This window comes from Enterobacter sp. 120016 (assembly GCF_018383635.1).
GTDB classification, from domain to species: domain Bacteria; phylum Pseudomonadota; class Gammaproteobacteria; order Enterobacterales; family Enterobacteriaceae; genus Enterobacter; species Enterobacter asburiae_D.
The window spans coordinates 633,004-655,406 of the sequence record NZ_JAHAWC010000001.1 but is presented as its reverse complement, the minus strand read 5'-3'; the positions used below and the strand labels follow the sequence as shown (position 1 = coordinate 655,406).

Below are 22,403 nucleotides of genomic sequence, written 5' to 3'. Positions count from 1 at the left end.
TTACGTTTTTGATGCGGGCTTACAACCGCCCGCGCCAGTTAAAGAATTTAGGGCGGGAGTATACTGCAAATGCCTTCTGGCGTCAGCATCGCGGGACCTGAAGATTGCTCAGAATCCAGGCAGTGAAGGTGTGCATAATCATGCAGTCGCAAAAAGCCGGATTCTGCGGTTGGTCAAAACAGGACAACAGAGTAAATTAGCGGCTTTGCGACACGAAAAGAGAGTGAATTATGGCGAACTGGCAATCCATTGATGAACTGCATGATATTTCCGCAGATTTACCGCGCTTCACCCAGGCGTTCACAGAACTTGCCACCCGTCTGGGTCTGGATATCGCACCGCTTGAGGCCGATCACATCTCTTTGCGCTGTCATCAGAATGCCACCGCCGAGCGCTGGCGTCGCGGGTTTGAGCAGTGCGGTGAGTTACTGTCCGAGAACATCATCAACGGTCGTCCCATTTGCCTGTTTAAACTGCATGAACCGGTGAGCGTGGCGCACTGGCAATTCACCGTGGTTGAACTGCCGTGGCCGGGTGAGAAACGCTATCCGCACGAAGGCTGGGAACATATCGAGATTGTCCTGCCGGGTGAGCCGGAGACGTTAAACGCGCGCGCGCTGGCCCTGCTTTCTGACGAGGGTTTAAGCAAGCCGGGAATTTTTGTGAAGACGAGTTCACCCAAAGGCGAGCGCGAGCGGTTACCTAACCCGACGCTGGCCGTCACTGACGGACAGGTCACGGTGAAGTTTCATCCGTGGACCATTGAGCAGATCGTTGCCAGCGAAGCGTAAGAGATGTGAGTTCACGCCGGGACTGAAAACGGACGGCGTGGCATGATGGTTCGTTTAGTGGGATTTCAGGAGGATTAAATGGCGCTGCTGGAGATTTGTTGTTACAGCGTGGAGTGTGCCGTGACCGCGCAAAAGCACGGGGCTGACCGCATTGAACTGTGCGCGGCACCCAAAGAGGGCGGGCTGACGCCGTCCTTCGGCGTATTGAAGTCTGCCCGTCAGGCCGTCACCATTCCCGTTCACCCGATTATTCGTCCGCGCGGCGGTGATTTTTGTTACACGGCGGGCGAGTTCAGTGCCATGCTTGATGATATCGCGCTCGTTCGGGACCTGGGGTTTCCGGGGATGGTGATCGGCCTGCTGGATGAAGACGGCAATATCGATCTACCGCGCATGCGTCAGATTATGAGCGCCGCACAGGGGCTGGCCGTCACTTTTCATCGCGCATTCGATATGTGTAAAGTTCCGCTTCAGGCCTTTGAAACGCTTGGAGAACTTGGCGTGGCGCGCATTCTGACATCGGGTCAGCAGGCGTCAGCTGAAAAAGGACTGCAATTAATTACGGAACTAAAAGCACATTCCGGTGTTCCAATAATAATGGCGGGTGCGGGAGTCCGCGCCAGCAATCTGGAACGGTTTTTAAACGCCGGGGTAGAAGAGCTGCACAGCTCCGCGGGTAAATGGATACCTTCACCCATGCGTTATCGCAACACAGGATTGTCAATGTCGACGGATGCTGAAGCGGATGAGTATTCACGCTATGGCGTAGAGGGAGAGTCGGTTGCGGAAATGAAGTCGCTGATTGAGCGCCATCACGTGTAGCAACGTACCGATTTTTACCGCGCATCATGTCGCCCAATATGATGCTTGCTTGTACCAGGCCCCTGCAATTTCAACAGGGGCCTTTTTTTCTCCTTCATATTTCAAGCCGCAGCTGCGTTGGCTGCCTCGCTCACCCCGGTCACTTACTGATGTAAGCTCTCGGGGATTCGCTGCGTTGCCGCCTTGCTGCAACTTGAACTATTTCGGAGAAAACGTGCTACGAGTAGGCCGGGAAAGGCGTAGCCGCCACCCGGCTAAAGGGCTACGGCTTGGTCGCAATCAACACCGCACGCATCGGGGCCGGATAGCCTTCGATGGTTTTGCTGTGGTCGGCCGGGTCGAGGAACTGCTCCAGCGATTCGGTGATCATCCAGTCGGTGCGGCGCTGTTCCTCAATTGAGGTCACGCTGACGTCGGCAATCCGCACATCCACAAACCCGCACTTCTCCAGCCAGTTCTTCAGCGCCAGCGCGGAAGGGATGAAGTAAACGTTGCGCATCTGCGCGTAGCGATCGCCCGGCACCAGAACGGCATGCTCATCGCCTTCAATCACCAGCGTTTCCAGCACCAGCTCGCCGCCGCTGACCAGCTGATCCTTCAATTGCCACAGGTGTTCAAGCGGAGAACGACGGTGATACAGCACGCCCATGGAGAAGACGGTATCAAACGCTTTCAGGGCAGGGAGCTGTTCAATGCCCAGCGGCAGCAGGTGCGCGCGCTGGTCGTTACCCAGCAGCTTGCGCACCGCTTCAAACTGGCACAGGAACAGCTGCATCGGGTCAATACCGACGGCCAGATGCGCGCCCGCGCCAATCATGCGCCACATGTGGTAACCGCTGCCGCAGCCCACGTCCAGAATGGTACGTCCGGTCAGGTCGGAAAGGTGGGGCAGAACGCGATCCCATTTCCAGTCAGAGCGCCATTCGGTATTGATGTTCACGCCATAAAGTGAAAACGGCCCTTTGCGCCACGGCATCAGGTTACGCATCAGCGTTTCGATGCGGTTGATCTGCCCGGCCGGAAGCGGCTCTTCGCTCTCGGCGGTTACGCTGTGCAGAAGATCCAGACGATGCGGGGTCAGTTCGGGCAGAAACTCCACCGCGTTTGACCACTGCTTTAACAGGCCGTGCTGCTGATCGCGCTGCCAGGCGGCAATCTGCGCGGGCAAGGTTTCCAGCCAGTGGGAGAGCTGGTTTTTGGCAATCAGCTGATAGAAGTTACTGAATTCGATCATGCGGATTCTCCCGCTTTCAGCGCCACCAGAGAGCCAAAGTTAAAGCACTGGAACCACAGTTCGCTGTGCTCAAACCCGGCTTTGCTCAGACGCGCTTTGTGGGTTTCTACGGAATCCGTCAGCATCACGTTTTCGAGCATGCTGCGCTTCTGGCTGATCTCCAGCTCGCTGTAGCCATTCGCCCGTTTGAAATCGTGGTGCATATTGAACAGCAGTTCGCCAACCTCGGCATCTTCGAAGCTGAATTTCTCCGAGAGCACCAGCGCGCCGCCGGGATTCAGCCCCTGGTAAATTTTATCCAGCAGCAGCTGGCGGTCTTCAGGCACCAGGAACTGAAGGGTGAAATTCAGCACCACCATTGAGGCGTTATTGATCTCAATCTCGCGGATATCACCTTCCACCACGTCCACCGGAACAGGGGCTTTGTACGCGTCAATATGGCGACGGCAGCGCTCAACCATGGCCGGGGAGTTATCGACGGCAATGATTCGGCAGCCTTCCTGGTGAATATTACGACGAACCGACAGCGTTGCCGCGCCGAGCGAGCAGCCCAGGTCATAGACCTGCGTGCCGGGTTGAACGAAGCGCTCAGCCAGCATGCCGATCATAGAGATAATATTGGAATAACCGGGAACAGAGCGCTGGATCATATCCGGGAAGACTTCGGCTACCCGTTCATCGAAGGTCCAGTCGCCCAAGCTGGCGATAGGCGCGGAAAAAAGCGTGTCGCGATCTGACATAACGTAAAAATCCGGGAAAAATAAAGTGGCGTATTGTGCGCTAATGGAGGGAGAAAACCAACTCCCACGGCATATACCACAGGTTAGCCAGCACCATCAGCAAAAGCGAACACCAGGTCGCACTCATGCCGGAACGACGCCAGCGGATTAAGCGGTGGTGAAAACCGTAATAGTGCATCAGGCGGCCAGCAATAAGAAGCAGGCCACAAATGTGCACCATCCAGGTTTCTGCGCCATTCATCTCCATAAACAGCAGCAGGATTAAGGCTGCGGGGATGTATTCGACCGCGTTGCCATGAATACGGATAGCGCTTTGTAGCTCTGAAAACCCGCCGTCACCGTAAGAGACTCGGTATAGCGTTCTGAGGCGCACAACATCAAATGAAAACTTAATCAGCAGTAATGCACCTAACACCGCATACAGCGCGCTGACCATACAAACTCCCTGTTTTTGGCAGATGGCACTTCACTATGATAGGGGGTGATATCAGAAAAGAGAAGATTGTTGTGGGATGCCAGGGGCGCTGCCCACGGACGGCACCGCAGCCTGCAAGGCCTGCCACAGAGCATCGACCAGTTCGGGCGCCTGGGCGATATCCGGCGTGTGCAAAAAGAGATACGGCGTGGTGGAGTGTTCCCATTTCGCTAACGTTTGCAGCCAGACGGCGAACATCGCCTGATTTTGCTGCATGTTATCGCTGCCGATAAACCTGACCATTGGGTTATGTGCGGTGACAATGGCGTGGACCGGCACTTTCGGTTTTTTGCGCTGTGCTTCGACGATGGCTTCGCTATGGGGGACAGCGCTGTGCACCGGGCGGCTGTCGAGGATCACCCGGTTTACGGAACGCTCAAGCAGGCCGCGATTGAGCGCTTTTTCTGCTTCGCCCTTTGCAAAAAATTCAGGATGCCTGACTTCAACGCCGTAGGTGAACTCACGGGGCAGGGCATCGAGAAATTGCCAGAGCGCAGGCAAATCGCGCGGGCCAAACGTGGCGGGTAGCTGGATCCAGTACTGACCGATGCGGTTCGCCAGCGGCGACATGCGCGAAAAAAATTCTTCGGTCAAAACGCCGCAGTTGCGCAGCGCGGCGTTGTGGGAAATGGTTGCCGGAAACTTGAAGCAGAAGCGGAAGTCGTCGGTCGTTTGTTCCCGCCAGCGCGCAACAATCTCGGCTTTGGGAAGCGCATACAGGGTGGTGTTGCCCTCGACACAGTTGAAGTGTCGGGCATACTCCTCAAGGCTGGTGATGCCAAGGCGCACCCATTTCGGGTGCGACCACTGGGGCAGGCCGACATACATCATAGCGCGCTGACAATCTCATCCGTGCTGCGCACGCGTCCGATGCGCGGGAATATATGGGTCATGCTGCCCTGATGCTGTTCCGCGGAGGCCGCGCTGCAGGCATCTTCGGCGATCACCAGGTTAAAGCCCAGCTCCCACGCGTTGCGGGCGGTAGACTCCACGCCGATATTGGTGGAAATGCCGCACAGGATGACGGTGTCGATGCCGCGACGGCGGAGCTGCAGTTCGAGATCGGTACCGTAAAATGCGCCCCACTGGCGTTTAGTCACTTCAATATCGCCGTCGCGTTTGCCGAGTGAGACCGGGTACGTCCACCAGTTTTCAGGCAGGGCGCGTGCAGGAGCCTGGGCATCAACGGGCTGTTTTAACGCTTCGGCGTAATCCGCAGACCAGCCGACGCGCACCATGATAACAGGCGCACCGCTGGCACGACATGTTTCCGCCAGGCGAGCGGCGCGGCTGACCACATCATCCGCGGTATGCGGGCCTCCGGCGAAGGGCAGAATGCCTTCCTGTAAATCAATCACGACAAGTGCGGTTTTACTGGCATCAAGTGTTAACATCGTTACTCCCGTTAAATTAGTCACTTCCAGACACCATACGACGTGATGGCCTGTTATTGGTCGGATAATTTTGTTAATTTTTGTGAGAATGCGCAATAAGAGTGCAGCAAACGACCGCCTGGCCGTGGTTCGCTCTTATCGTCCGGCGGAATTTCCAGTATAATAGCCGCCTTTTTTCATCCAGTTGTGACATACAGAAAGCTGCGACATAGTAGCCTGCATACCAGGCGACATTTAGCCTGCGGCTAATTAAGGGATATCTCATGCGTACAGAATATTGCGGGCAGCTGCGTCAGTCCCACGTCGGGCAGCAGGTAACCCTGAGTGGTTGGGTCAATCGTCGTCGTGATCTTGGTAGCCTTATCTTCATCGATATGCGCGACCGCGAAGGTATCGTTCAGGTGTTCTTCGACCCGGATCGCGCAGATGCGTTGAAGCTGGCCTCTGAGCTGCGTAATGAGTTCTGCATTCAGGTTACCGGCACCGTGCGTGCGCGTGACGAGAAAAACGTCAACGCCGACATGGCGACGGGTGCCATCGAAGTGCTGGCGTCCGATCTGGTGATTATCAACCGTGCAGAAGCGCTGCCGCTGGACTCCAACCACGTCAACACTGAAGAAGCGCGTCTGAAATACCGCTACCTGGATCTGCGTCGCCCGGAAATGGCTCAGCGCCTGAAAACCCGTGCGAAAATCACCAGCCTGGTGCGTCGCTTTATGGATGACCACGGTTTCCTCGACATCGAAACCCCGATGCTGACCAAAGCCACGCCGGAAGGCGCGCGCGATTACCTGGTCCCATCCCGCGTTCATAAAGGTAAATTCTACGCGCTGCCGCAGTCTCCACAGCTGTTCAAACAGCTGCTGATGATGTCCGGCTTCGATCGCTACTATCAGATCGTTAAATGCTTCCGCGACGAAGACCTGCGCGCTGACCGCCAGCCTGAATTTACCCAGATCGACGTGGAAACCTCCTTCATGACCGCCGAGCAGGTGCGTGAAGTGATGGAAGCCCTGGTGCGTAGCCTGTGGAACGACGTGAAAGGCGTTGAGCTGGGCGATTTCCCTATCATGACCTTCGCTGAAGCCGAGCGTCGCTACGGCTCCGACAAACCAGACCTGCGTAACCCGATGGAGCTGGTGGACGTTGCAGACCTGGTGAAAGGCGTTGAGTTTGCCGTATTCTCTGGCCCGGCTAACGATCCTAAAGGCCGCGTGGCGGCCCTGCGTGTACCGGGTGGTGCAGCACTGAGCCGCAAGCAGATAGACGACTACGGCAACTTCATCAAGATCTACGGCGCGAAAGGTCTGGCCTATATTAAAGTGACCGAGCGTGCGAAAGGTCTGGAAGGTATCACCAGCCCGGTAGCGAAGTTCCTGAACGCCGACATCGTGGAAGCGATCCTTGAGCGCACCGGCGCGCAGGACGGCGACATGATCTTCTTCGGTGCAGACAACAAGAAAGTCGTGGCGGATGCGATGGGCGCGCTGCGTCTGAAGCTCGGCAAAGACCTGAGCCTGACCGACGAAAACAAATGGGCGCCGCTGTGGGTTATCGACTTCCCAATGTTTGAAGAGGACGGTGAAGGCGGCCTGACGGCGATGCACCACCCGTTCACCTCGCCAAAAGACATGACGGCAGCAGAGCTGAAAGCGGCGCCGGAAGACGCGGTCGCGAACGCCTACGATATGGTTATCAACGGCTACGAAGTGGGCGGCGGTTCCGTGCGTATTCACAGCGGCGAAATGCAGCAGACCGTGTTCGGCATCCTGGGCATTAACGAGCAGGAGCAGCGCGAGAAGTTCGGCTTCCTGCTGGACGCCCTGAAATACGGCACGCCTCCGCACGCGGGTCTGGCATTTGGTCTTGACCGCCTGACCATGCTGCTGACCGGCACTGATAACATTCGTGATGTTATTGCCTTCCCGAAAACCACAGCAGCAGCGTGTCTGATGACCGAAGCGCCAAGCTTTGCCAACCCGGCCTCTCTGGCCGAGTTGGGCATTGAAGTGGTCAAGAAGGAAGAGAAAAACTGATATGGCATATAAGCTTCCCGTTTCGGTCCTGGTGGTCATTTATGCAGAAGACACGAAGCGGGTGCTGATGTTGCAGCGGCGCGACGATCCTGATTTCTGGCAGTCGGTAACCGGCAGTCTGGAAGAGGGAGAAACCGCGTCGCAGGCCGCCGCGCGTGAAGTAAAGGAAGAGGTCACCATTGACGTTGCCCGCGAGCAACTGACCCTGAAGGACTGTCAGCGCACGGTGGAGTTTGAAATTTTTAGCCATTTACGTCATCGCTACGCGCCGGGTACCGAGCGCAATACGGAGTCGTGGTTCTGTCTCGCGCTCCCCCATGAACGGGAGATCGTGTTTACCGAACACCTGACCTACCGCTGGGTGAATGCGGCGGACGCCGCCGCACTGACCAAGTCGTGGAGCAACCGGCAGGCGATTGAAGAATTTGTAATTAACGCAGCCTGAGAAGGCGCGATTTTTGGAGAACTTTTTATGGCAGGTCATAGTAAGTGGGCCAACACCAAACACCGCAAAGCGGCACAGGATGCCAAGCGCGGTAAGATCTTTACCAAAATCATTCGCGAGCTGGTGACAGCAGCGCGTCTGGGCGGCGGCGATGCGGGTTCTAACCCGCGTCTGCGTGCAGCGATCGATAAAGCGCTGTCTAACAACATGACGCGTGACACCCTGAACCGTGCTATCGCACGTGGCGTGGGCGGTGATGAAGACGCGAACATGGAAACCATCATTTATGAAGGTTACGGCCCTGGCGGTACTGCGGTGATGGTTGAGTGTCTGTCTGACAACCGTAACCGTACCGTTGCGGAAGTGCGCCACGCGTTCACCAAAACCGGCGGCAATCTGGGCACTGACGGTTCCGTTGCTTACCTGTTCAGCAAAAAAGGCGTCATCTCCTTCGAGAAAGGCGATGAAGATGCGATCATGGAAGCGGCGCTGGAAGCCGGTGCGGAAGACGTTGTGACCTTCGATGACGGCGCTATCGACGTTTACACCGCCTGGGAAGAGATGGGTGCCGTGCGCGACGCGCTGGAAGCAGCTGGCCTGAAAGCGGACAACGCTGAAGTCTCCATGATCCCGTCCACCAAAGCGGACATGGATGCGGAAACGGCACCTAAGCTGCTGCGTCTGATCGACATGCTCGAAGACTGCGACGACGTGCAGGAAGTGTATCACAACGGTGAAATCTCTGATGAGGTTGCAGCGACTCTCTAATGAGAGCGTATAAATCCGTTACGGGGGACGCGTGATGTCGATTATTCTCGGGATTGACCCAGGCTCACGCGTCACCGGTTATGGCGTTATCCGTCAGGTGGGACGCCAGTTAACCTACCTGGGCAGCGGCTGTATTCGTACCAAAGTTGACGATCTGCCGTCGCGCCTGAAGCTCATCTATGCGGGCGTGTCGGAAATCATCACCCAGTTTCAGCCGGACTATTTCGCCATCGAGCAGGTCTTTATGGCGAAAAACGCCGATTCGGCGCTAAAGCTCGGTCAGGCGCGCGGCGTTGCCATCGTCGCTGCCGTGAACCAGGATTTGCCGGTATTTGAATACGCGGCGCGTCAGGTCAAGCAGACGGTGGTGGGCATTGGTAGCGCGGAGAAAAGCCAGGTGCAGCACATGGTGCGTACCCTGCTGAAGCTTCCCGCGAACCCGCAGGCCGACGCCGCCGATGCGCTGGCGATTGCGATTACCCACTGTCACGTCAGCCAGAACGCGATGCAAATGAGCGAGTCGCGGCTTAATCTGGCGCGAGGCAGGTTACGATAATGAGAAATCAGGCTGGATAAACATCCAGCCTTTTTTTATTATGTCGGCAGTTAATTTCTCCCAGAACGCAGGAGCGTCACGTGATAGGCAGACTCAGAGGCATCATCATTGAAAAACAACCCCCGTTAGTGCTGCTGGAAGTGGGTGGCGTGGGCTACGAAGTCCATATGCCGATGACCTGCTTCTACGAGCTGCCGGACGCGGGCAAAGAGGCGATTGTCTTTACTCAGTTTGTGGTGCGTGAAGATGCCCAGCTGCTGTACGGCTTCAATAACAAGCAGGAACGGACCCTGTTCCGCGAGCTGATTAAAACCAACGGCGTCGGCCCGAAGCTGGCGCTGGCGATTTTATCCGGCATGTCTGCACCACAGTTTGTGAATGCCGTTGAGCGCGAAGATCCTGCGGCGCTGATTAAGCTTCCGGGCATCGGCAAGAAAACCGCCGAGCGCCTGATTGTCGAGATGAAAGACCGCTTTAAAGGTCTGCATGGCGATCTGTTCACGCCGGCTGCCGACCTGGTACTGACCTCTCCTGGCGGCCCTGCCACGGATGATGACGCCGAGCAGGAAGCGGTTGCCGCGCTGGTGGCGCTGGGCTATAAACCTCAGGAGGCCAGCCGTATGGTGAGTAAAATTGCCAAACCGGATGCCAGCAGTGAAACCCTGATTCGCGAAGCGCTGCGCGCTGCATTGTGAGGTAAAGGATGATTGAAGCAGACCGCCTGGTATCGGCAGGCACAATTCAGGCAGAAGACGTGGTGGATCGTGCGATTCGCCCTAAGCTGCTTGATGAGTATATCGGCCAGCCGCAGGTTCGTTCCCAGATGGAGATTTTCATCCAGGCGGCAAAACTGCGCGGCGATGCGCTCGATCACCTGCTGATTTTTGGTCCTCCGGGTTTGGGGAAAACCACGCTGGCGAATATCGTCGCCAATGAAATGGGCGTCAACCTGCGCACCACCTCCGGCCCGGTGCTGGAGAAGGCGGGCGATCTCGCCGCGATGCTGACCAACCTCGAACCGCATGACGTGCTGTTTATCGATGAGATCCACCGCCTGTCACCGGTGGTAGAGGAAGTGCTCTATCCGGCGATGGAAGATTACCAGCTGGATATCATGATCGGCGAAGGCCCGGCCGCGCGCTCCATCAAAATCGATCTGCCGCCCTTTACCCTGATTGGCGCTACCACCCGCGCCGGGTCGTTGACCTCACCGCTGCGCGACCGTTTCGGCATCGTGCAGCGTCTTGAGTTTTACCAGGTGGCGGACCTCCAGCACATCGTTGGCCGCAGCGCCCGCTATATGGGGCTGGAGATGAGCGAAGAGGGCGCGTTTGAAGTAGCGAAGCGTTCCCGCGGTACGCCGCGTATCGCCAACCGCCTGCTGCGCCGCGTGCGTGACTTTGCCGAAGTGAAGCATGATGGCACGATTTCCGCCGAGATCGCCGCTCAGGCGCTGGATATGCTTAACGTCGATGCCGAAGGTTTTGACTATATGGACCGTAAACTGCTGCTGGCGGTGCTGGACAAGTTCTTTGGCGGCCCGGTCGGGCTGGATAACCTGGCGGCGGCTATTGGGGAAGAGCGCGAGACGATTGAAGACGTGCTGGAGCCGTATCTGATCCAGCAGGGCTTCCTGCAGCGCACCCCGCGTGGACGTATGGCAACGGTGCGGGCGTGGAATCATTTCGGCATTACGCCACCGGCAATGCCGTAATACATTGTTCCCTCTCCCTGTGGGAGAGGGCCAGGGTGAGGGCATCAGCGCCCTCCATGTTAATTTGCGGTCTTCTTCATCATACTGAAGATAAACAATACCGCCGCACTGAGCACCACGGACGGCCCCGCAGGCGTATCGTAGAACGCCGAGAAGGTTAACCCACCCGTTACCGCAACCATCCCGACGATAACCGCCACGCCCGCCATCTGCTCCGGCGTACGGGCAAAGCGACGCGCCGTGGCGGCAGGGATGATCAGCAGTGACGTAATAATCAGCGCGCCGACAAACTTCATCGCTACACCAATCGTTAACGCCGTCACCAGCATCAGCAGCAGTTTTACGCGCTGCAGCTTCACGCCGTCGACAAATGCCAGGTCCGGGCTGACGGTCATGGCCAGTAAATTCCGCCACTGCCAGAGCAGAATAGCGAGCACCACCACCACGCCAATGGCGATAGAAATAAGATCTTCCGGCGTCACGGCCAGCAGGTCACCGAAGAGGTAGGCCATCAGATCCACGCGGATGTTCGACATCAGGCTGACCACCACCAGGCCCAGAGACAGGGCACTGTGCGCCATAATGCCAAGCAGCGTATCAATTGCGAGGTGAGGGCGCTTTTCCAGCCAGACCAGACCGGCGGCCAGCAGCAGCGTGACCACAATGACCGCGTAGAAGGGGTTCACATCCAGCAGCAGACCAAAGGCAACGCCCAGCAGAGACGCATGTGCCAGGGTATCGCCAAAATAGGACATTCTGCGCCAGACGACAAACGAGCCGAGCGGGCCCGCGGCGCAGGCAAGCATAATCCCGGCCAGCCAGCCGGGCAGTAACAGTTCAATCATGAGTGTCCATTTCCCCGACGCAGTACGATTCGTCCCTGTAAATCATGGCGATGATTATGATGATGGCGATAAATGCCCAGCTGTTCAGCGCCGCGAGGGCCGAACATAGAGATAAATTCCGGGTGCATTGACACCACTTCTGGCGTGCCGGAACAGCAAATGTGGTGGTTGAGACACAGCACTTCGTCGGTTTTTGCCATCACCAGATGGAGATCGTGAGACACCATCAGCACTGCGCAATCAAGCTCTCGACGTAGCTGGTCGATCAGATCATAAAGCGCAACCTGACCATTCACATCCACGCCCTGAGTCGGCTCATCCAGCACCAGCAGCTGCGGGCTGCTCAGCAGCGCGCGTGCAAGTAAGACTCGCTGCGTTTCACCGCCGGACAGTTTTTGCAGCGGCGCATCGACAAGATGGCCCGCCTGCACGCGTTTCAGTGCCGGGAGAATATCGGCCTTACGTGTGCCGGGACGCAGACGCAGAAAACGGCTGACCGTCAGCGGCAGCGTGGCGTCGAGGTGAAGTTTTTGCGGCACATAGCCAATACGCAATTTTTCCTCGCGCTTGATCACGCCTTCATCGGGTGCGACCAGACCCAGCACCACGCGCACCAGGGTGGATTTGCCTGCGCCATTGGGACCGAGCAGCGTCAGAATTTTGCCGGGCTTCAGATCGAGCGACACGTCAGAGAGGACGCGGCGCTGCCCGAATGAGACCGAAATATTTTCAAGAGAAACCAATGTCGTCATGTCATTTTAAGCTTGAAGAAGTCAACGAATGTTATAATATCACATTCCACGCATTCACTACGATGATTAGTCGCATTATGTTACATAAAAATACGCTTCTTTTCGCAGCATTATCCGCTGCCCTTTGGGGTACAACCGCACAAGATGTTAACGCTGCGGTTGTCGCTTCGCTTAAGCCGCTTGGATTTATCGCCTCGGCCATTGCCGACGGGGTAACGGAAACCCAGGTTCTGCTCCCTGATGGTGCATCCGAGCATGACTATTCCCTGCGCCCGTCAGATGTAAAACGCTTACAAAACGCGGACTTAGTCGTCTGGATTGGCCCGGAAATGGAAGCGTTCATGCAGAAGTCAGCAAAACAGGTTGCTGGCGAAAAGCAGGTCGCGATTGCCGCTCTCCCCGGCGTGAAACCGTTGCTCATGAAAGGGGCGGATGACGACGGCGACGAACATGACCATCATGCTGCAGACGGTGAAAAAGGTGATGGAGATCACCATCACGGCGAGTACAACATGCATCTTTGGTTATCCCCAGAGATAGCGCGGCTTTCAGCGGTTGCAATCCATGACAAATTAGTGGAACTTATGCCGCAAAGTCGAGCCAAACTAGACGCCAACCTGAAGGATTTTGAGGCACAATTAGCCGCAACCGATAAGCAGGTAGGTAATGAGCTCGCACCGTTGAAAGGTAAAGGGTATTTCGTTTTTCATGACGCCTACGGCTATTACGAAAAACATTACGGTTTGACCCCGCTGGGTCACTTCACCGTCAACCCTGAAATTCAGCCTGGTGCGCAGCGTTTACATGAAATCAGAACACAGTTGGTTGAGCAAAAAGCGACATGCGTTTTTGCTGAGCCACAGTTCAGGCCAGCGGTCGTAGAAGCCGTGGCCAGGGGAACATCCGTGCGCATGGGAACCCTTGACCCGCTAGGTACGAATATCCAGTTGAGCAAAGCGAGCTATTCGCAGTTCCTCAGCCAACTGGCGAACCAGTATGCGAGCTGCCTGAAAGGAGATTAACGAGGAAGTGAATACGTGCAACAGATAGCCCGCTCTGTCGCCCTGGCATTTAACAATCTGCCTCGACCCCACCGCGTTATGCTGGGGTCGCTTACAGTACTCACCTTAGCGGTCGCCGTCTGGCGGCCCTATGTTTACCACCCGAGTTCTGCCCCTATCATCAAAACCATTGAGCTTGAAAAGAGCGAAATCCGTTCTTTGCTGCCTGAAGCCAGTGAGCCTATCGACCAGGCGGCTCAGGAAGATGAAGCCATCCCGCAGGATGAACTGGACGATAAAACCGAGAACGAAGCGGGTATCCACGAATATGTTGTGTCAACCGGGGACACGCTGAGCAGCGTGCTGAACCAGTACGGCATCGACATGAGTAATATCAGCCAGCTGGCGGCTGCGGATAAAGATCTTCGTAACCTGAAAATCGGACAACAGCTCTCATGGACATTAACGGCGGATGGCGATCTCCAGCGTCTGACCTGGGAAATGTCCCGCCGCGAAACCCGCACCTACGATCGCACTGCAAACGGTTTCAAAATGACCAGCGAAATGCAGAAAGGCGACTGGGTTAACAGCGTTCTGAAAGGCACCGTGGGCGCGAGCTTTGTCTCCAGCGCGCGCGATGCAGGCTTGACCAGCGCTGAAATCAGCTCGGTGATCAAAGCCATGCAGTGGCAGATGGATTTCCGCAAGCTGAAGAAGGGCGATGAGTTCTCAGTCCTGATGTCCCGCGAAATGCTGGACGGCAAGCGCGAGCAAAGCCAGCTGCTGGGTGTACGTCTGCGCTCCGAGGGCAAAGATTACTACGCGATTCGTGCCGAAGACGGTAAGTTCTATGACCGCACCGGTACGGGCCTTGCGAAAGGCTTCCTGCGCTTCCCGACGGCAAAACAGTTCCGCGTCTCCTCGAACTTTAACCCGCGTCGTCTGAACCCGGTAACCGGGCGCGTCGCGCCGCACCGCGGCGTTGACTTTGCCATGCCGCAGGGTACACCTGTACTGGCGGTAGGGGATGGCGAAGTGGTGGTGGCCAAGCGTAGCGGTGCCGCCGGATATTATGTCGCGGTACGTCATGGTCGTACTTATACGACCCGCTATATGCACCTGCGTAAGCTGCTGGTCAAACCGGGCCAGAAGGTGAAGCGTGGTGACCGTATCGCTATCTCCGGCAATACCGGACGCTCTACCGGCCCGCACCTGCACTATGAAGTGTGGATCAACCAGCAAGCAGTGAACCCGCTGACGGCGAAACTGCCGCGCACCGAAGGCCTGACAGGTAAAGATCGTACTGATTATCTGGCGCAGGTGAAAGAGGTGATGCCGCAGCTGAGCCTAAACTAAGCTCTCTGTTTTTGTTAAAAAAGCCGGCGCACACTGACGCCGGCTTTTTCTTTTGTGCGTGGACGACTGCCTCGCTACACTATCTGAATAAAATTTTGCGTCATCAGACCCTGGATCCAGCATGGAAACCCAAAAAAACAATATTGAATACATTCCTGAGTTTGAAAAATCCTTCCGCCATCCGCGCAACTGGGGCGCCTGGCTTGGTGTTTACGCCTTTGCGGGGATGGCGATGCTGCCTGCCTCTGTTCGCGATCCTGTTCTGGGTAAAATTGGCCGTCTGGCCGGGCGTTTAGGCAAGAGCGCCCGCCGCCGCGCGCAGATCAACCTCTACTACTGTTTTCCTGAGAAAAGCGACGCCGAGCGCGAGGCAATCATTGATGAGATGTATACCACCGCGCCGCAGGCAATGGCGATGATGGCGGAACTGGCGCTGAAAGGGCCGGATAAAATCGTCGATCGCGTTGACTGGAAAGGGCTGGACATCATCGAGGAGATGCGCCGCAACGACGAGAAAGTCATTTTCCTCGTCCCCCACGGCTGGGGCGTTGATATTCCGGCGATGCTCATGGCGTCTCAGGGTCAGAAAATGGCGGCGATGTTCCATAACCAGGGAAATAAAATCTACGATTTTGTCTGGAACACGGTGCGCCGTCGTTTTGGCGGACGTTTGCATGCGCGTAACGATGGCATTAAGCCCTTCATTCAGTCGGTACGTCAGGGGTACTGGGGCTACTATCTGCCGGATCAGGACCACGGCCCCGAGCACAGCGAGTTTGTTGACTTCTTTGCGACCTATAAAGCGACGCTTCCCGCGATTGGCCGTCTGATGAAGGTCTGTCGTGCCCGCGTGATCCCGCTATTCCCGGTCTATGACGGCAAAACGCATCGTCTGAGTATTGAGGTCCGTCCGCCGATGGACGATCTGCTCACCGCGGACGACCACACCATCGCGCGTCGAATGAACGAAGAGGTGGAGATACTGGTGGGGCCGCATGCCGAACAGTACACGTGGATACTGAAGCTGCTTAAAACGCGGAAACCGGGTGAAACAGAGCCCTATAAACGCAAAGAGCTTTATCCGAGGAAATAAAAAAAGCCCTCTCCGTCTGGAGAGGGCTTTTTAACACAGACGTTATTACTCGACGGTCATAACGCGCGTGGTGTTGGTTGAGCCGATGGTGCTCATCACATCCCCCTGGGTCACAATGACGATATCACCGGACACCAGATAGCCTTTGTCGCGCAGCAGGTTTACGGCATCGTGTGCCGCAGCTACGCCGTCATTGGTGCTGTCGAAGTGAACCGGCGTCACGCCGCGGTACAGCGCGGTCAGGTTCAGGGTACGCTCGTGACGGGACATGGCGAAGATCGGCAGACCAGAGCTGATACGAGAGGTCATCAGCGCGGTGCGGCCAGATTCGGTCATGGTGATGATCGCGGTAACGCCCTTCAGATGGTTTGCCGCGTACATCGCAGACATCGCGATCGCTTCTTCCACGTTGTCGAACTGCACGTCCAGACGGTGTTTAGAAACGTTAATGCTTGGGATCTTTTCAGCGCCCAGGCAAACGCGCGCCATGGCGGCCACGGTTTCTGCCGGATACTGGCCCGCAGCGGTTTCTGCAGAGAGCATCACCGCATCGGTACCGTCCAGCACGGCGTTAGCCACGTCCATGACTTCCGCACGGGTTGGCATTGGGTTGGTGATCATCGACTCCATCATCTGAGTGGCGGTGATCACCGCGCGGTTAAGCTGACGTGCGCGACGAATCAGCGCTTTCTGGATACCTACCAGCTCAGGGTCGCCGATTTCCACGCCCAGGTCACCGCGCGCAACCATTACCACGTCGGACGCGAGGATCACATCGTCCATGGCATCCTGATCGCAAACGGCTTCCGCGCGTTCAACTTTAGCGACGATTTTGGCATCGCAGCCTGCATCACGCGCCAGGCGACGCGCATAGTTCAGATCTTCGCCGCAGCGCGGGAAGGAGACGGCCAGGTAGTCAACGCCGATCAGCGCGGCAGTCACGATGTCCGCTTTGTCTTTATCGGTAAGCGCTTCAGCAGAGAGGCCGCCACCCAGTTTGTTGATGCCTTTATTGTTGGAGAGCGGGCCGCCGACGGTGACTTCGGTGAACACTTTCATGCCCTGAACTTCCAGCACCTTCAGCTGTACGCGACCGTCGTCGAGCAGCAGGATATCGCCAGGCACCACGTCAGCCGGCAGGCCTTTATAGTCGATACCGACTTTCTCTTTATCGCCTTCGCCTTTGCCCAGGTTGGCATCCAGCAGGAATTTGTCGCCGATATTGAGGAAAACTTTACCCTCTTTAAAGGTCGATACACGGATTTTTGGACCCTGCAAATCGCCGAGGATAGCCACGTGGCGGCCCAGTTTTGCTGCGATTTCACGCACTTTATCGGCACGTAATTTATGGTCTTCTGGCGTACCGTGAGAGAAGTTCATACGCACCACGTTGGCACCAGCGGCGATAATTTTCTCAAGATTATTATCGCGATCGGTGGCCGGGCCTAAGGTGGTTACGATCTTGGTTCTGCGAAGCCTTCTGGACATGTAATACTCCGTTGACTGAAACAACTTTGGTGTTGCGTGAACATTGAATCGGTCTTCATCTGCTGCAAGGCAGCGGAGAGTGGACCGAATGCCGTAAATCGTTACATCGTAATTATTGGTTACGTCTTCGTTATCAACTATCAGGGGACATCGCTCTTTATAAGCAATTCTTTATCAAAACGCGATTCCTTCAGCGCTTCCTTGACCCGCTTCAAGTTATCCCTGAATTTTGCGCCCCGACGTAAGGTAAAGCCGGTCGCCAGCACGTCAATCACGGTGAGCTGCGCCAGCCGGGAAACCATCGGCATATAAATGTCGGTGTCTTCCGGTACGTCAAGGGTGATCGCCAGCGTCGCCTCACGCGCCAGCGGCGTGCCTGCCGTGGTGAGGGCAATCACCATGGCATCGTTTTCACGGGCCAGCTGCGCCAGCTCTACCTGACTCTTGGTGCGGCCGGTATGCGAAATCAGTACCACGACGTCATCTTCACTGCAATTCATACAGCTCATGCGTTGCAGCACAATGTCATCGGAATAAATAACCGGGACGTTAAAGCGGAAAAATTTGTTCATGGCGTCATGCGCCACGGCCGCCGACGACCCGAGACCAAAGAACGCAATCCGCTTGGCCTGGGTGAGTAAATCCACCGCGCGATTCACGGAACTCATGTCCAGAGACTGGCGGACGTGGTCGAGCGAAGCCATAGCCGATTCAAAAATTTTCGCGGTATAGGCATCAACGCTGTCGTCTTCATCCACATTACGATTAACATAAGGGGTGCCGTTAGCCAGACTTTGTGCCAGATGCAGTTTAAAATCAGGGAAGCCGCGCGTTTCCAGGCTGCGGCAAAAGCGATTGACCGTCGGTTCGCTAACACCCGCTTCCTGTGCCAGAGCGGCGATGCTCGAATGAATCGCCTGAGCGGGGGAGGCGAGAATGACCTCGGCCACTTTTCGCTCGGATTTGCTAAGGTGTTCCAGTTGAAACTGGATTTTTTCCAGCATGTTCATGTTAACAGGACGCTCATGGGTGTAAACGATTTCATAAATTGATGAAATCGTGATTCGATTTAGCCGATATTACCCTTGTGGCTTCCATAAAGGGTAATAATCGACAAGATAATGTTGTTGTTTTTTTTCATTACTTGATCGGTGTCGGGTTTTGCCGTGACCCTGTTGCGCAAAGAAACGACGGTTGTTGCGTCATTGCGCCGTCGTAATCCTCGAGAGGGTGAAAAATCGCGGTATCGCACGCGACGATAAGCGCTAATGGTTTCAGGAATGACGTAAAAGCAGTACAGTGCATCGTAATAAAATTACAACGATACCTGGCAGAAGTACCAGGTGATCCAACTGAGGAGAATGACATGGCGGTAACGCAAACAGCCCAGGCATGTGACCTGGTCATTTTCGGCGCGAAAGGCGACCTTGCACGCCGAAAATTGCTGCCTTCCCTGTATCAACTGGAGAAAGCGGGCCAAATTCATCCGGATACCCGTATCCTGGGTGTAGGGCGCGCCGACTGGGACAAGGACGCTTATACCAAAGTCGTCCGCGAGGCGCTCGAAACTTTCATGAAAGAAAAAATTGATGAAAGTTTGTGGGATACCCTGAGTGGACGTCTCGATTTCTGCAACCTGGACGTCAATGACGTCAGCGCGTTTACCCGCTTAGGCGCGATGCTGGATCAGAAAAACCGTGTCACCATTAACTATTTCGCCATGCCGCCAAGCACCTTCGGCGCCATCTGCAAAGGTCTGGGCGAAGCCAAACTGAACGCCAAACCGGCACGCGTCGTGATGGAGAAGCCGCTGGGCACGTCGCTGGCAACCTCGCGTGAAATTAACGACCAGGTGGGCGAGTTCTTTGAAGAGTGCCAGGTCTACCGTATCGACCACTATCTCGGTAAAGAGACGGTACTGAACCTGCTGGCGCTGCGTTTCGCTAACTCCCTGTTTGTGAATAACTGGGACAACCGCACTATCGACCACGTGGAAATCACCGTGGCGGAAGAGGTGGGGATTGAAGGCCGCTGGGGTTACTTTGACCAGGCCGGCCAGATGCGCGACATGATCCAGAACCACCTGCTGCAAATTCTGTGCATGATTGCCATGTCTCCACCGTCTGACCTGACGGCTGACAGCATCCGTGACGCAAAAGTGAAGGTGCTGAAGTCACTGCGCCGCATCGACCGCTCCAACGTGCGTGAGAAGACCGTTCGCGGCCAGTACACCGCCGGGTTTGCGCAAGGCAAAAAAGTGCCTGGCTACCTGGAAGAAGAGGGCGCGAACAAGTCCAGCAACACCGAGACGTTCGTGGCCATCCGCGTGGATATCGACGACTGGCGTTGGGCGGGTGTTCCGTTCTACCTGCGCACCGGTAAACGTCTGCCGGCCAAATGTTCCGAAGTGGTTGTTTACTTCAAAAACCCGGAACTGAACCTGTTCAAAGAGTCCTGGCAGGAACTGCCGCAGAACAAACTGACCATTCGTCTGCAGCCGGACGAGGGCGTGGATATCCAGATCCTGAACAAAGTGCCGGGCCTGGATCATAAACACAACCTGCAAACCACCAAGCTGGATCTGAGCTACTCCGAAACCTTTAACCAGACGCACCTGGCCGATGCTTACGAGCGTCTGCTGCTGGAAACCATGCGCGGTATCCAGGCGCTGTTCGTGCGTCGCGACGAAGTGGAAGAGGCGTGGAAATGGGTCGACTCCATCACCGAAGCCTGGGCTGCCGATCAGGATGCGCCAAAACCGTATCAGGCGGGAACCTGGGGACCTGTCGCGTCGGTTGCGATGATCACCCGCGATGGCCGCTCCTGGAACGAGTTTGAGTAAGATAATCCTCTAGCTCGAAAGTGTTATTTTACCGGTAACATGATCTAACACAGCTAGTGGCACAATTTTCAACTTTTAAGCTCCGCGTGGATTCACCCGCGGAGCTTTTTTTATTACACTGCCGGAAGTGATTTTGCCCCTGAGCTCCGGACAGCAAGCGTTTCAGCGTTGTTAACAACTGCCAGCGACTTTGTAAACTCCCGAGCCCGGACAGATAAATTAGAGGAGCTTTTATGAATCCGACATTGTTACGCGTAACACAGCGCATTATTGAGCGCTCGAAAGAGACCCGCTCGGCCTACCTCGCCCGGATTGAACAGGCAAAGCGCAACACCGTCCACCGATCTCAGCTGGCCTGCGGGAACCTGGCGCACGGCTTCGCCGCCTGCCAGCCTGATGATAAAGCGTCGCTGAAAAGCATGTTGCGTAACAATATCGCCATCATTACCTCCTATAACGATATGCTTTCCGCTCACCAGCCGTATGAGGTCTATCCCACTATCATCCGTAACGCGCTGCACAGCGTGAATGCCGTGGGCCAGGTGGCGGGCGGCGTGCCTGCCATGTGCGACGGCGTGACGCAGGGGCAGGACGGCATGGAGCTGTCCCTGCTGAGCCGCGAGGTGATTGCGATGTCCGCGGCGGTGGGCCTGTCACACAACATGTTTGATGGCGCGCTGTATCTCGGCGTGTGCGACAAGATTGTCCCGGGCCTGGTAATGGCGGCGCTGTCGTTTGGGCACCTGCCTGCGATCTTCGTGCCGTCAGGCCCAATGGCGAGCGGTCTGCCGAACAAAGAAAAAGTGCGTATTCGCCAGCTGTACGCGGAAGGGAAAGCTGACCGTCAGGCGCTGCTGGAGGCGGAAGCCGCGTCCTATCATGCGCCGGGGACCTGTACGTTCTACGGTACGGCTAATACTAACCAGATGGTGGTGGAATTTATGGGGATGCAGCTTCCGGGCTCATCCTTTATCCAGCCGGATGCGCCGCTGCGCAAGGCGCTGACCGAGGCCGCAGCCCGTCAGGTGACGCGTCTGACCGGCAACGGCAACGAATGGATGCCGATGGGTAAAATGGTCGACGAAAAAGTCATCGTCAACGGGATTGTTGCGCTGCTGGCAACCGGGGGGTCAACTAACCACACCATGCACCTGGTGGCTATGGCGCGTGCGGCGGGCATTCTGATTAACTGGGATGACTTCTCCGAGATCTCTTCCGTGGTGCCGCTGATGGCACGCCTGTACCCGAACGGTCCGGCGGATATTAACCACTTCCAGGCCGCAGGCGGCGTACCGCTGCTGATGCGCGAGCTGCTGAAAGGCGGGCTACTGCATGAAGACGTAAATACCGTGGCGGGCTTTGGCCTTAAGCGCTACACCCAGGAGCCGTGGCTGAACAACGGCGAGCTGGACTGGCGCGAAGGGGCGAGCGCGTCTCTTGATGCGCAGGTGATCGCCACCATCGACAAACCGTTCTCACCTCACGGCGGCACCAAAGTGCTGAGCGGCAACCTCGGTCGTGCGGTAATGAAGACCTCTGCCGTACCGGAAGAGAACCAGATTATCGAAGCGCCGGCGGTGGTATTTGAAAGCCAGCATGACGTGTTACCCGCCTTTGACGCCGGTCTGCTCGATAAAGACTGCGTGGTGGTGGTGCGTCACCAGGGGCCTAAAGCGAACGGGATGCCAGAATTACATAAACTTATGCCACCACTTGGTGTATTATTGGACCGCCGTTTCAAAATTGCGTTAGTCACCGATGGACGCCTCTCTGGGGCATCCGGTAAAGTGCCTTCAGCCATCCACGTGACGCCGGAAGCCTACGACGGCGGATTGCTGGCGAAAGTGCGCGACGGTGACACGATCCGCGTGAACGGTCAGACGGGCGAGTTAACCCTGCTGGTCGATGACGCCGAGCTGGCGGCACGTCAGCCCCATATTCCTGACCTGAGCGCATCGCGCGTGGGGACCGGACGCGAAATGTTCAGCGCGCTGCGTGAGAAACTCTCCGGTGCGGAGCAGGGCGCAACCTGTATTACGTTTTAAGACGAC

Annotated in this window: 22 protein-coding genes; 13 read left to right on the top strand and 9 right to left on the bottom strand. The window is 56.3% G+C overall.

Annotated elements, in window-relative coordinates; genetic code table 11:
- Positions 1-230 precede the first annotated feature (230 nt).
- Both KIF87_RS03160 and cutC read left to right on the top strand, forming a co-directional pair.
- Positions 231-791 (top strand): VOC family protein, encoded by a 561-nt coding sequence (locus KIF87_RS03160; RefSeq protein WP_213327873.1) that lies wholly within the window; start codon positions 231-233, stop codon positions 789-791.
- 78 nt (positions 792-869) lie between these two features.
- Positions 870-1,613 (top strand): copper homeostasis protein CutC, encoded by a 744-nt coding sequence (gene cutC, locus KIF87_RS03155; RefSeq protein ID WP_213327872.1) that lies wholly within the window; start codon positions 870-872, stop codon positions 1,611-1,613.
- A gap of 262 nt (positions 1,614-1,875) precedes the next feature.
- Here the strand turns inward: cutC and cmoB are convergent, their stop codons facing one another.
- From cmoB to KIF87_RS03130, 5 genes are read right to left on the bottom strand one after another with little or no spacing between them, the layout of a single operon-like run.
- Positions 1,876-2,847 carry a tRNA 5-methoxyuridine(34)/uridine 5-oxyacetic acid(34) synthase CmoB gene (gene cmoB, locus KIF87_RS03150; protein ID WP_121424203.1) on the bottom strand — a complete coding sequence of 324 codons (972 nt, stop codon included), beginning with the start codon at positions 2,845-2,847 and terminating at the stop codon, positions 1,876-1,878.
- Complete coding sequence (gene cmoA / locus KIF87_RS03145) at positions 2,844-3,587, bottom strand: carboxy-S-adenosyl-L-methionine synthase CmoA (protein ID WP_032647795.1); 744 nt, start codon at positions 3,585-3,587, stop codon at positions 2,844-2,846. Before cmoA ends, cmoB begins: the two co-directional genes overlap by 4 nt.
- A gap of 40 nt (positions 3,588-3,627) precedes the next feature.
- Positions 3,628-4,023 carry an MAPEG family protein gene (locus KIF87_RS03140; RefSeq protein WP_021240443.1) on the bottom strand — a complete coding sequence of 132 codons (396 nt, stop codon included), beginning with the start codon at positions 4,021-4,023 and terminating at the stop codon, positions 3,628-3,630.
- Positions 4,024-4,074: 51 nt separating this feature from the next.
- On the bottom strand, positions 4,075-4,893 hold the full coding sequence (locus KIF87_RS03135) for a DUF72 domain-containing protein (RefSeq protein WP_213327871.1): 819 nt from the start codon (positions 4,891-4,893) through the stop codon (positions 4,075-4,077).
- Positions 4,890-5,456, bottom strand: coding sequence for a hydrolase (locus tag KIF87_RS03130; protein ID WP_213327870.1), 567 nt, complete (start codon positions 5,454-5,456; stop codon positions 4,890-4,892). The genes KIF87_RS03135 and KIF87_RS03130 overlap by 4 nt, the downstream gene beginning before the upstream one ends.
- A 263-nt stretch (positions 5,457-5,719) precedes the next feature.
- Here KIF87_RS03130 and aspS point away from each other — a divergent pair, with 263 nt between their 5' ends.
- The 6 genes from aspS to ruvB all read left to right on the top strand — a co-directional run bounded on the left by aspS (position 5,720) and on the right by ruvB (position 10,975).
- Positions 5,720-7,492 carry an aspartate--tRNA ligase gene (aspS, locus tag KIF87_RS03125; RefSeq protein WP_213327869.1) on the top strand — a complete coding sequence of 591 codons (1,773 nt, stop codon included), beginning with the start codon at positions 5,720-5,722 and terminating at the stop codon, positions 7,490-7,492.
- A 1-nt stretch (position 7,493) separates the two neighbouring features.
- A complete protein-coding gene (nudB, locus tag KIF87_RS03120; RefSeq protein WP_033145850.1) occupies positions 7,494-7,937 on the top strand; it encodes a dihydroneopterin triphosphate diphosphatase in 444 nt (147 codons plus the stop codon).
- 27 nt (positions 7,938-7,964) lie between these two features.
- Positions 7,965-8,705: a YebC/PmpR family DNA-binding transcriptional regulator gene (locus KIF87_RS03115; RefSeq protein ID WP_010432574.1), complete on the top strand. Its 741-nt coding sequence runs from the start codon at positions 7,965-7,967 to the stop codon at positions 8,703-8,705.
- A 34-nt stretch (positions 8,706-8,739) separates the two neighbouring features.
- On the top strand, positions 8,740-9,261 hold the full coding sequence (gene ruvC / locus KIF87_RS03110) for a crossover junction endodeoxyribonuclease RuvC (protein WP_003859749.1): 522 nt from the start codon (positions 8,740-8,742) through the stop codon (positions 9,259-9,261).
- 80 nt (positions 9,262-9,341) lie between these two features.
- The gene (gene ruvA / locus KIF87_RS03105; protein ID WP_023312236.1) at positions 9,342-9,956 is read left to right on the top strand and encodes a Holliday junction branch migration protein RuvA; all 615 of its coding nucleotides are present in this window, start codon (positions 9,342-9,344) and stop codon (positions 9,954-9,956) included.
- An 8-nt stretch (positions 9,957-9,964) separates the two neighbouring features.
- Positions 9,965-10,975 (top strand): Holliday junction branch migration DNA helicase RuvB, encoded by a 1,011-nt coding sequence (gene ruvB / locus KIF87_RS03100; RefSeq protein WP_213327868.1) that lies wholly within the window; start codon positions 9,965-9,967, stop codon positions 10,973-10,975.
- Between the two features lie 59 nt (positions 10,976-11,034).
- Here ruvB and znuB read toward each other — a convergent pair whose 3' ends face one another.
- Both znuB and znuC read right to left on the bottom strand, forming a co-directional pair.
- Positions 11,035-11,820 carry a zinc ABC transporter permease subunit ZnuB gene (gene znuB / locus KIF87_RS03095; protein WP_213327867.1) on the bottom strand — a complete coding sequence of 262 codons (786 nt, stop codon included), beginning with the start codon at positions 11,818-11,820 and terminating at the stop codon, positions 11,035-11,037.
- On the bottom strand, positions 11,817-12,572 hold the full coding sequence (znuC, locus tag KIF87_RS03090; RefSeq protein ID WP_023312233.1) for a zinc ABC transporter ATP-binding protein ZnuC: 756 nt from the start codon (positions 12,570-12,572) through the stop codon (positions 11,817-11,819). Before znuC ends, znuB begins: the two co-directional genes overlap by 4 nt.
- A 77-nt stretch (positions 12,573-12,649) precedes the next feature.
- On the opposite strand from znuC, the gene znuA reads away from it, so the two are divergent.
- The 3 genes from znuA (at position 12,650) to lpxM (ending at position 16,022) form a co-directional block, all read left to right on the top strand.
- A complete protein-coding gene (gene znuA, locus KIF87_RS03085; RefSeq protein WP_193941540.1) occupies positions 12,650-13,594 on the top strand; it encodes a zinc ABC transporter substrate-binding protein ZnuA in 945 nt (314 codons plus the stop codon).
- Positions 13,595-13,609: 15 nt separating this feature from the next.
- Entirely contained in the window at positions 13,610-14,929 is a 1,320-nt protein-coding gene (gene mepM, locus KIF87_RS03080; protein ID WP_213327866.1) for a murein DD-endopeptidase MepM, read from the top strand.
- A gap of 121 nt (positions 14,930-15,050) precedes the next feature.
- Positions 15,051-16,022, top strand: a complete 972-nt coding sequence (gene lpxM / locus KIF87_RS03075; RefSeq protein ID WP_213327865.1) for a lauroyl-Kdo(2)-lipid IV(A) myristoyltransferase — start codon at positions 15,051-15,053, stop codon at positions 16,020-16,022.
- Positions 16,023-16,067: 45 nt separating this feature from the next.
- Here the strand turns inward: lpxM and pyk are convergent, their stop codons facing one another.
- Positions 16,068-17,510, bottom strand: coding sequence for a pyruvate kinase (gene pyk / locus KIF87_RS03070; protein ID WP_008500455.1), 1,443 nt, complete (start codon positions 17,508-17,510; stop codon positions 16,068-16,070).
- A 140-nt stretch (positions 17,511-17,650) separates the two neighbouring features.
- On the bottom strand, positions 17,651-18,520 hold the full coding sequence (locus tag KIF87_RS03065; RefSeq protein ID WP_023312229.1) for a MurR/RpiR family transcriptional regulator: 870 nt from the start codon (positions 18,518-18,520) through the stop codon (positions 17,651-17,653).
- A 356-nt stretch (positions 18,521-18,876) separates the two neighbouring features.
- Here KIF87_RS03065 and zwf point away from each other — a divergent pair, with 356 nt between their 5' ends.
- Entirely contained in the window at positions 18,877-20,352 is a 1,476-nt protein-coding gene (gene zwf / locus KIF87_RS03060) for a glucose-6-phosphate dehydrogenase (protein WP_023312228.1), read from the top strand.
- Between the two features lie 233 nt (positions 20,353-20,585).
- On the top strand, positions 20,586-22,397 hold the full coding sequence (edd, locus tag KIF87_RS03055; protein ID WP_213327864.1) for a phosphogluconate dehydratase: 1,812 nt from the start codon (positions 20,586-20,588) through the stop codon (positions 22,395-22,397).
- Positions 22,398-22,403: the final 6 nt, after the last annotated feature.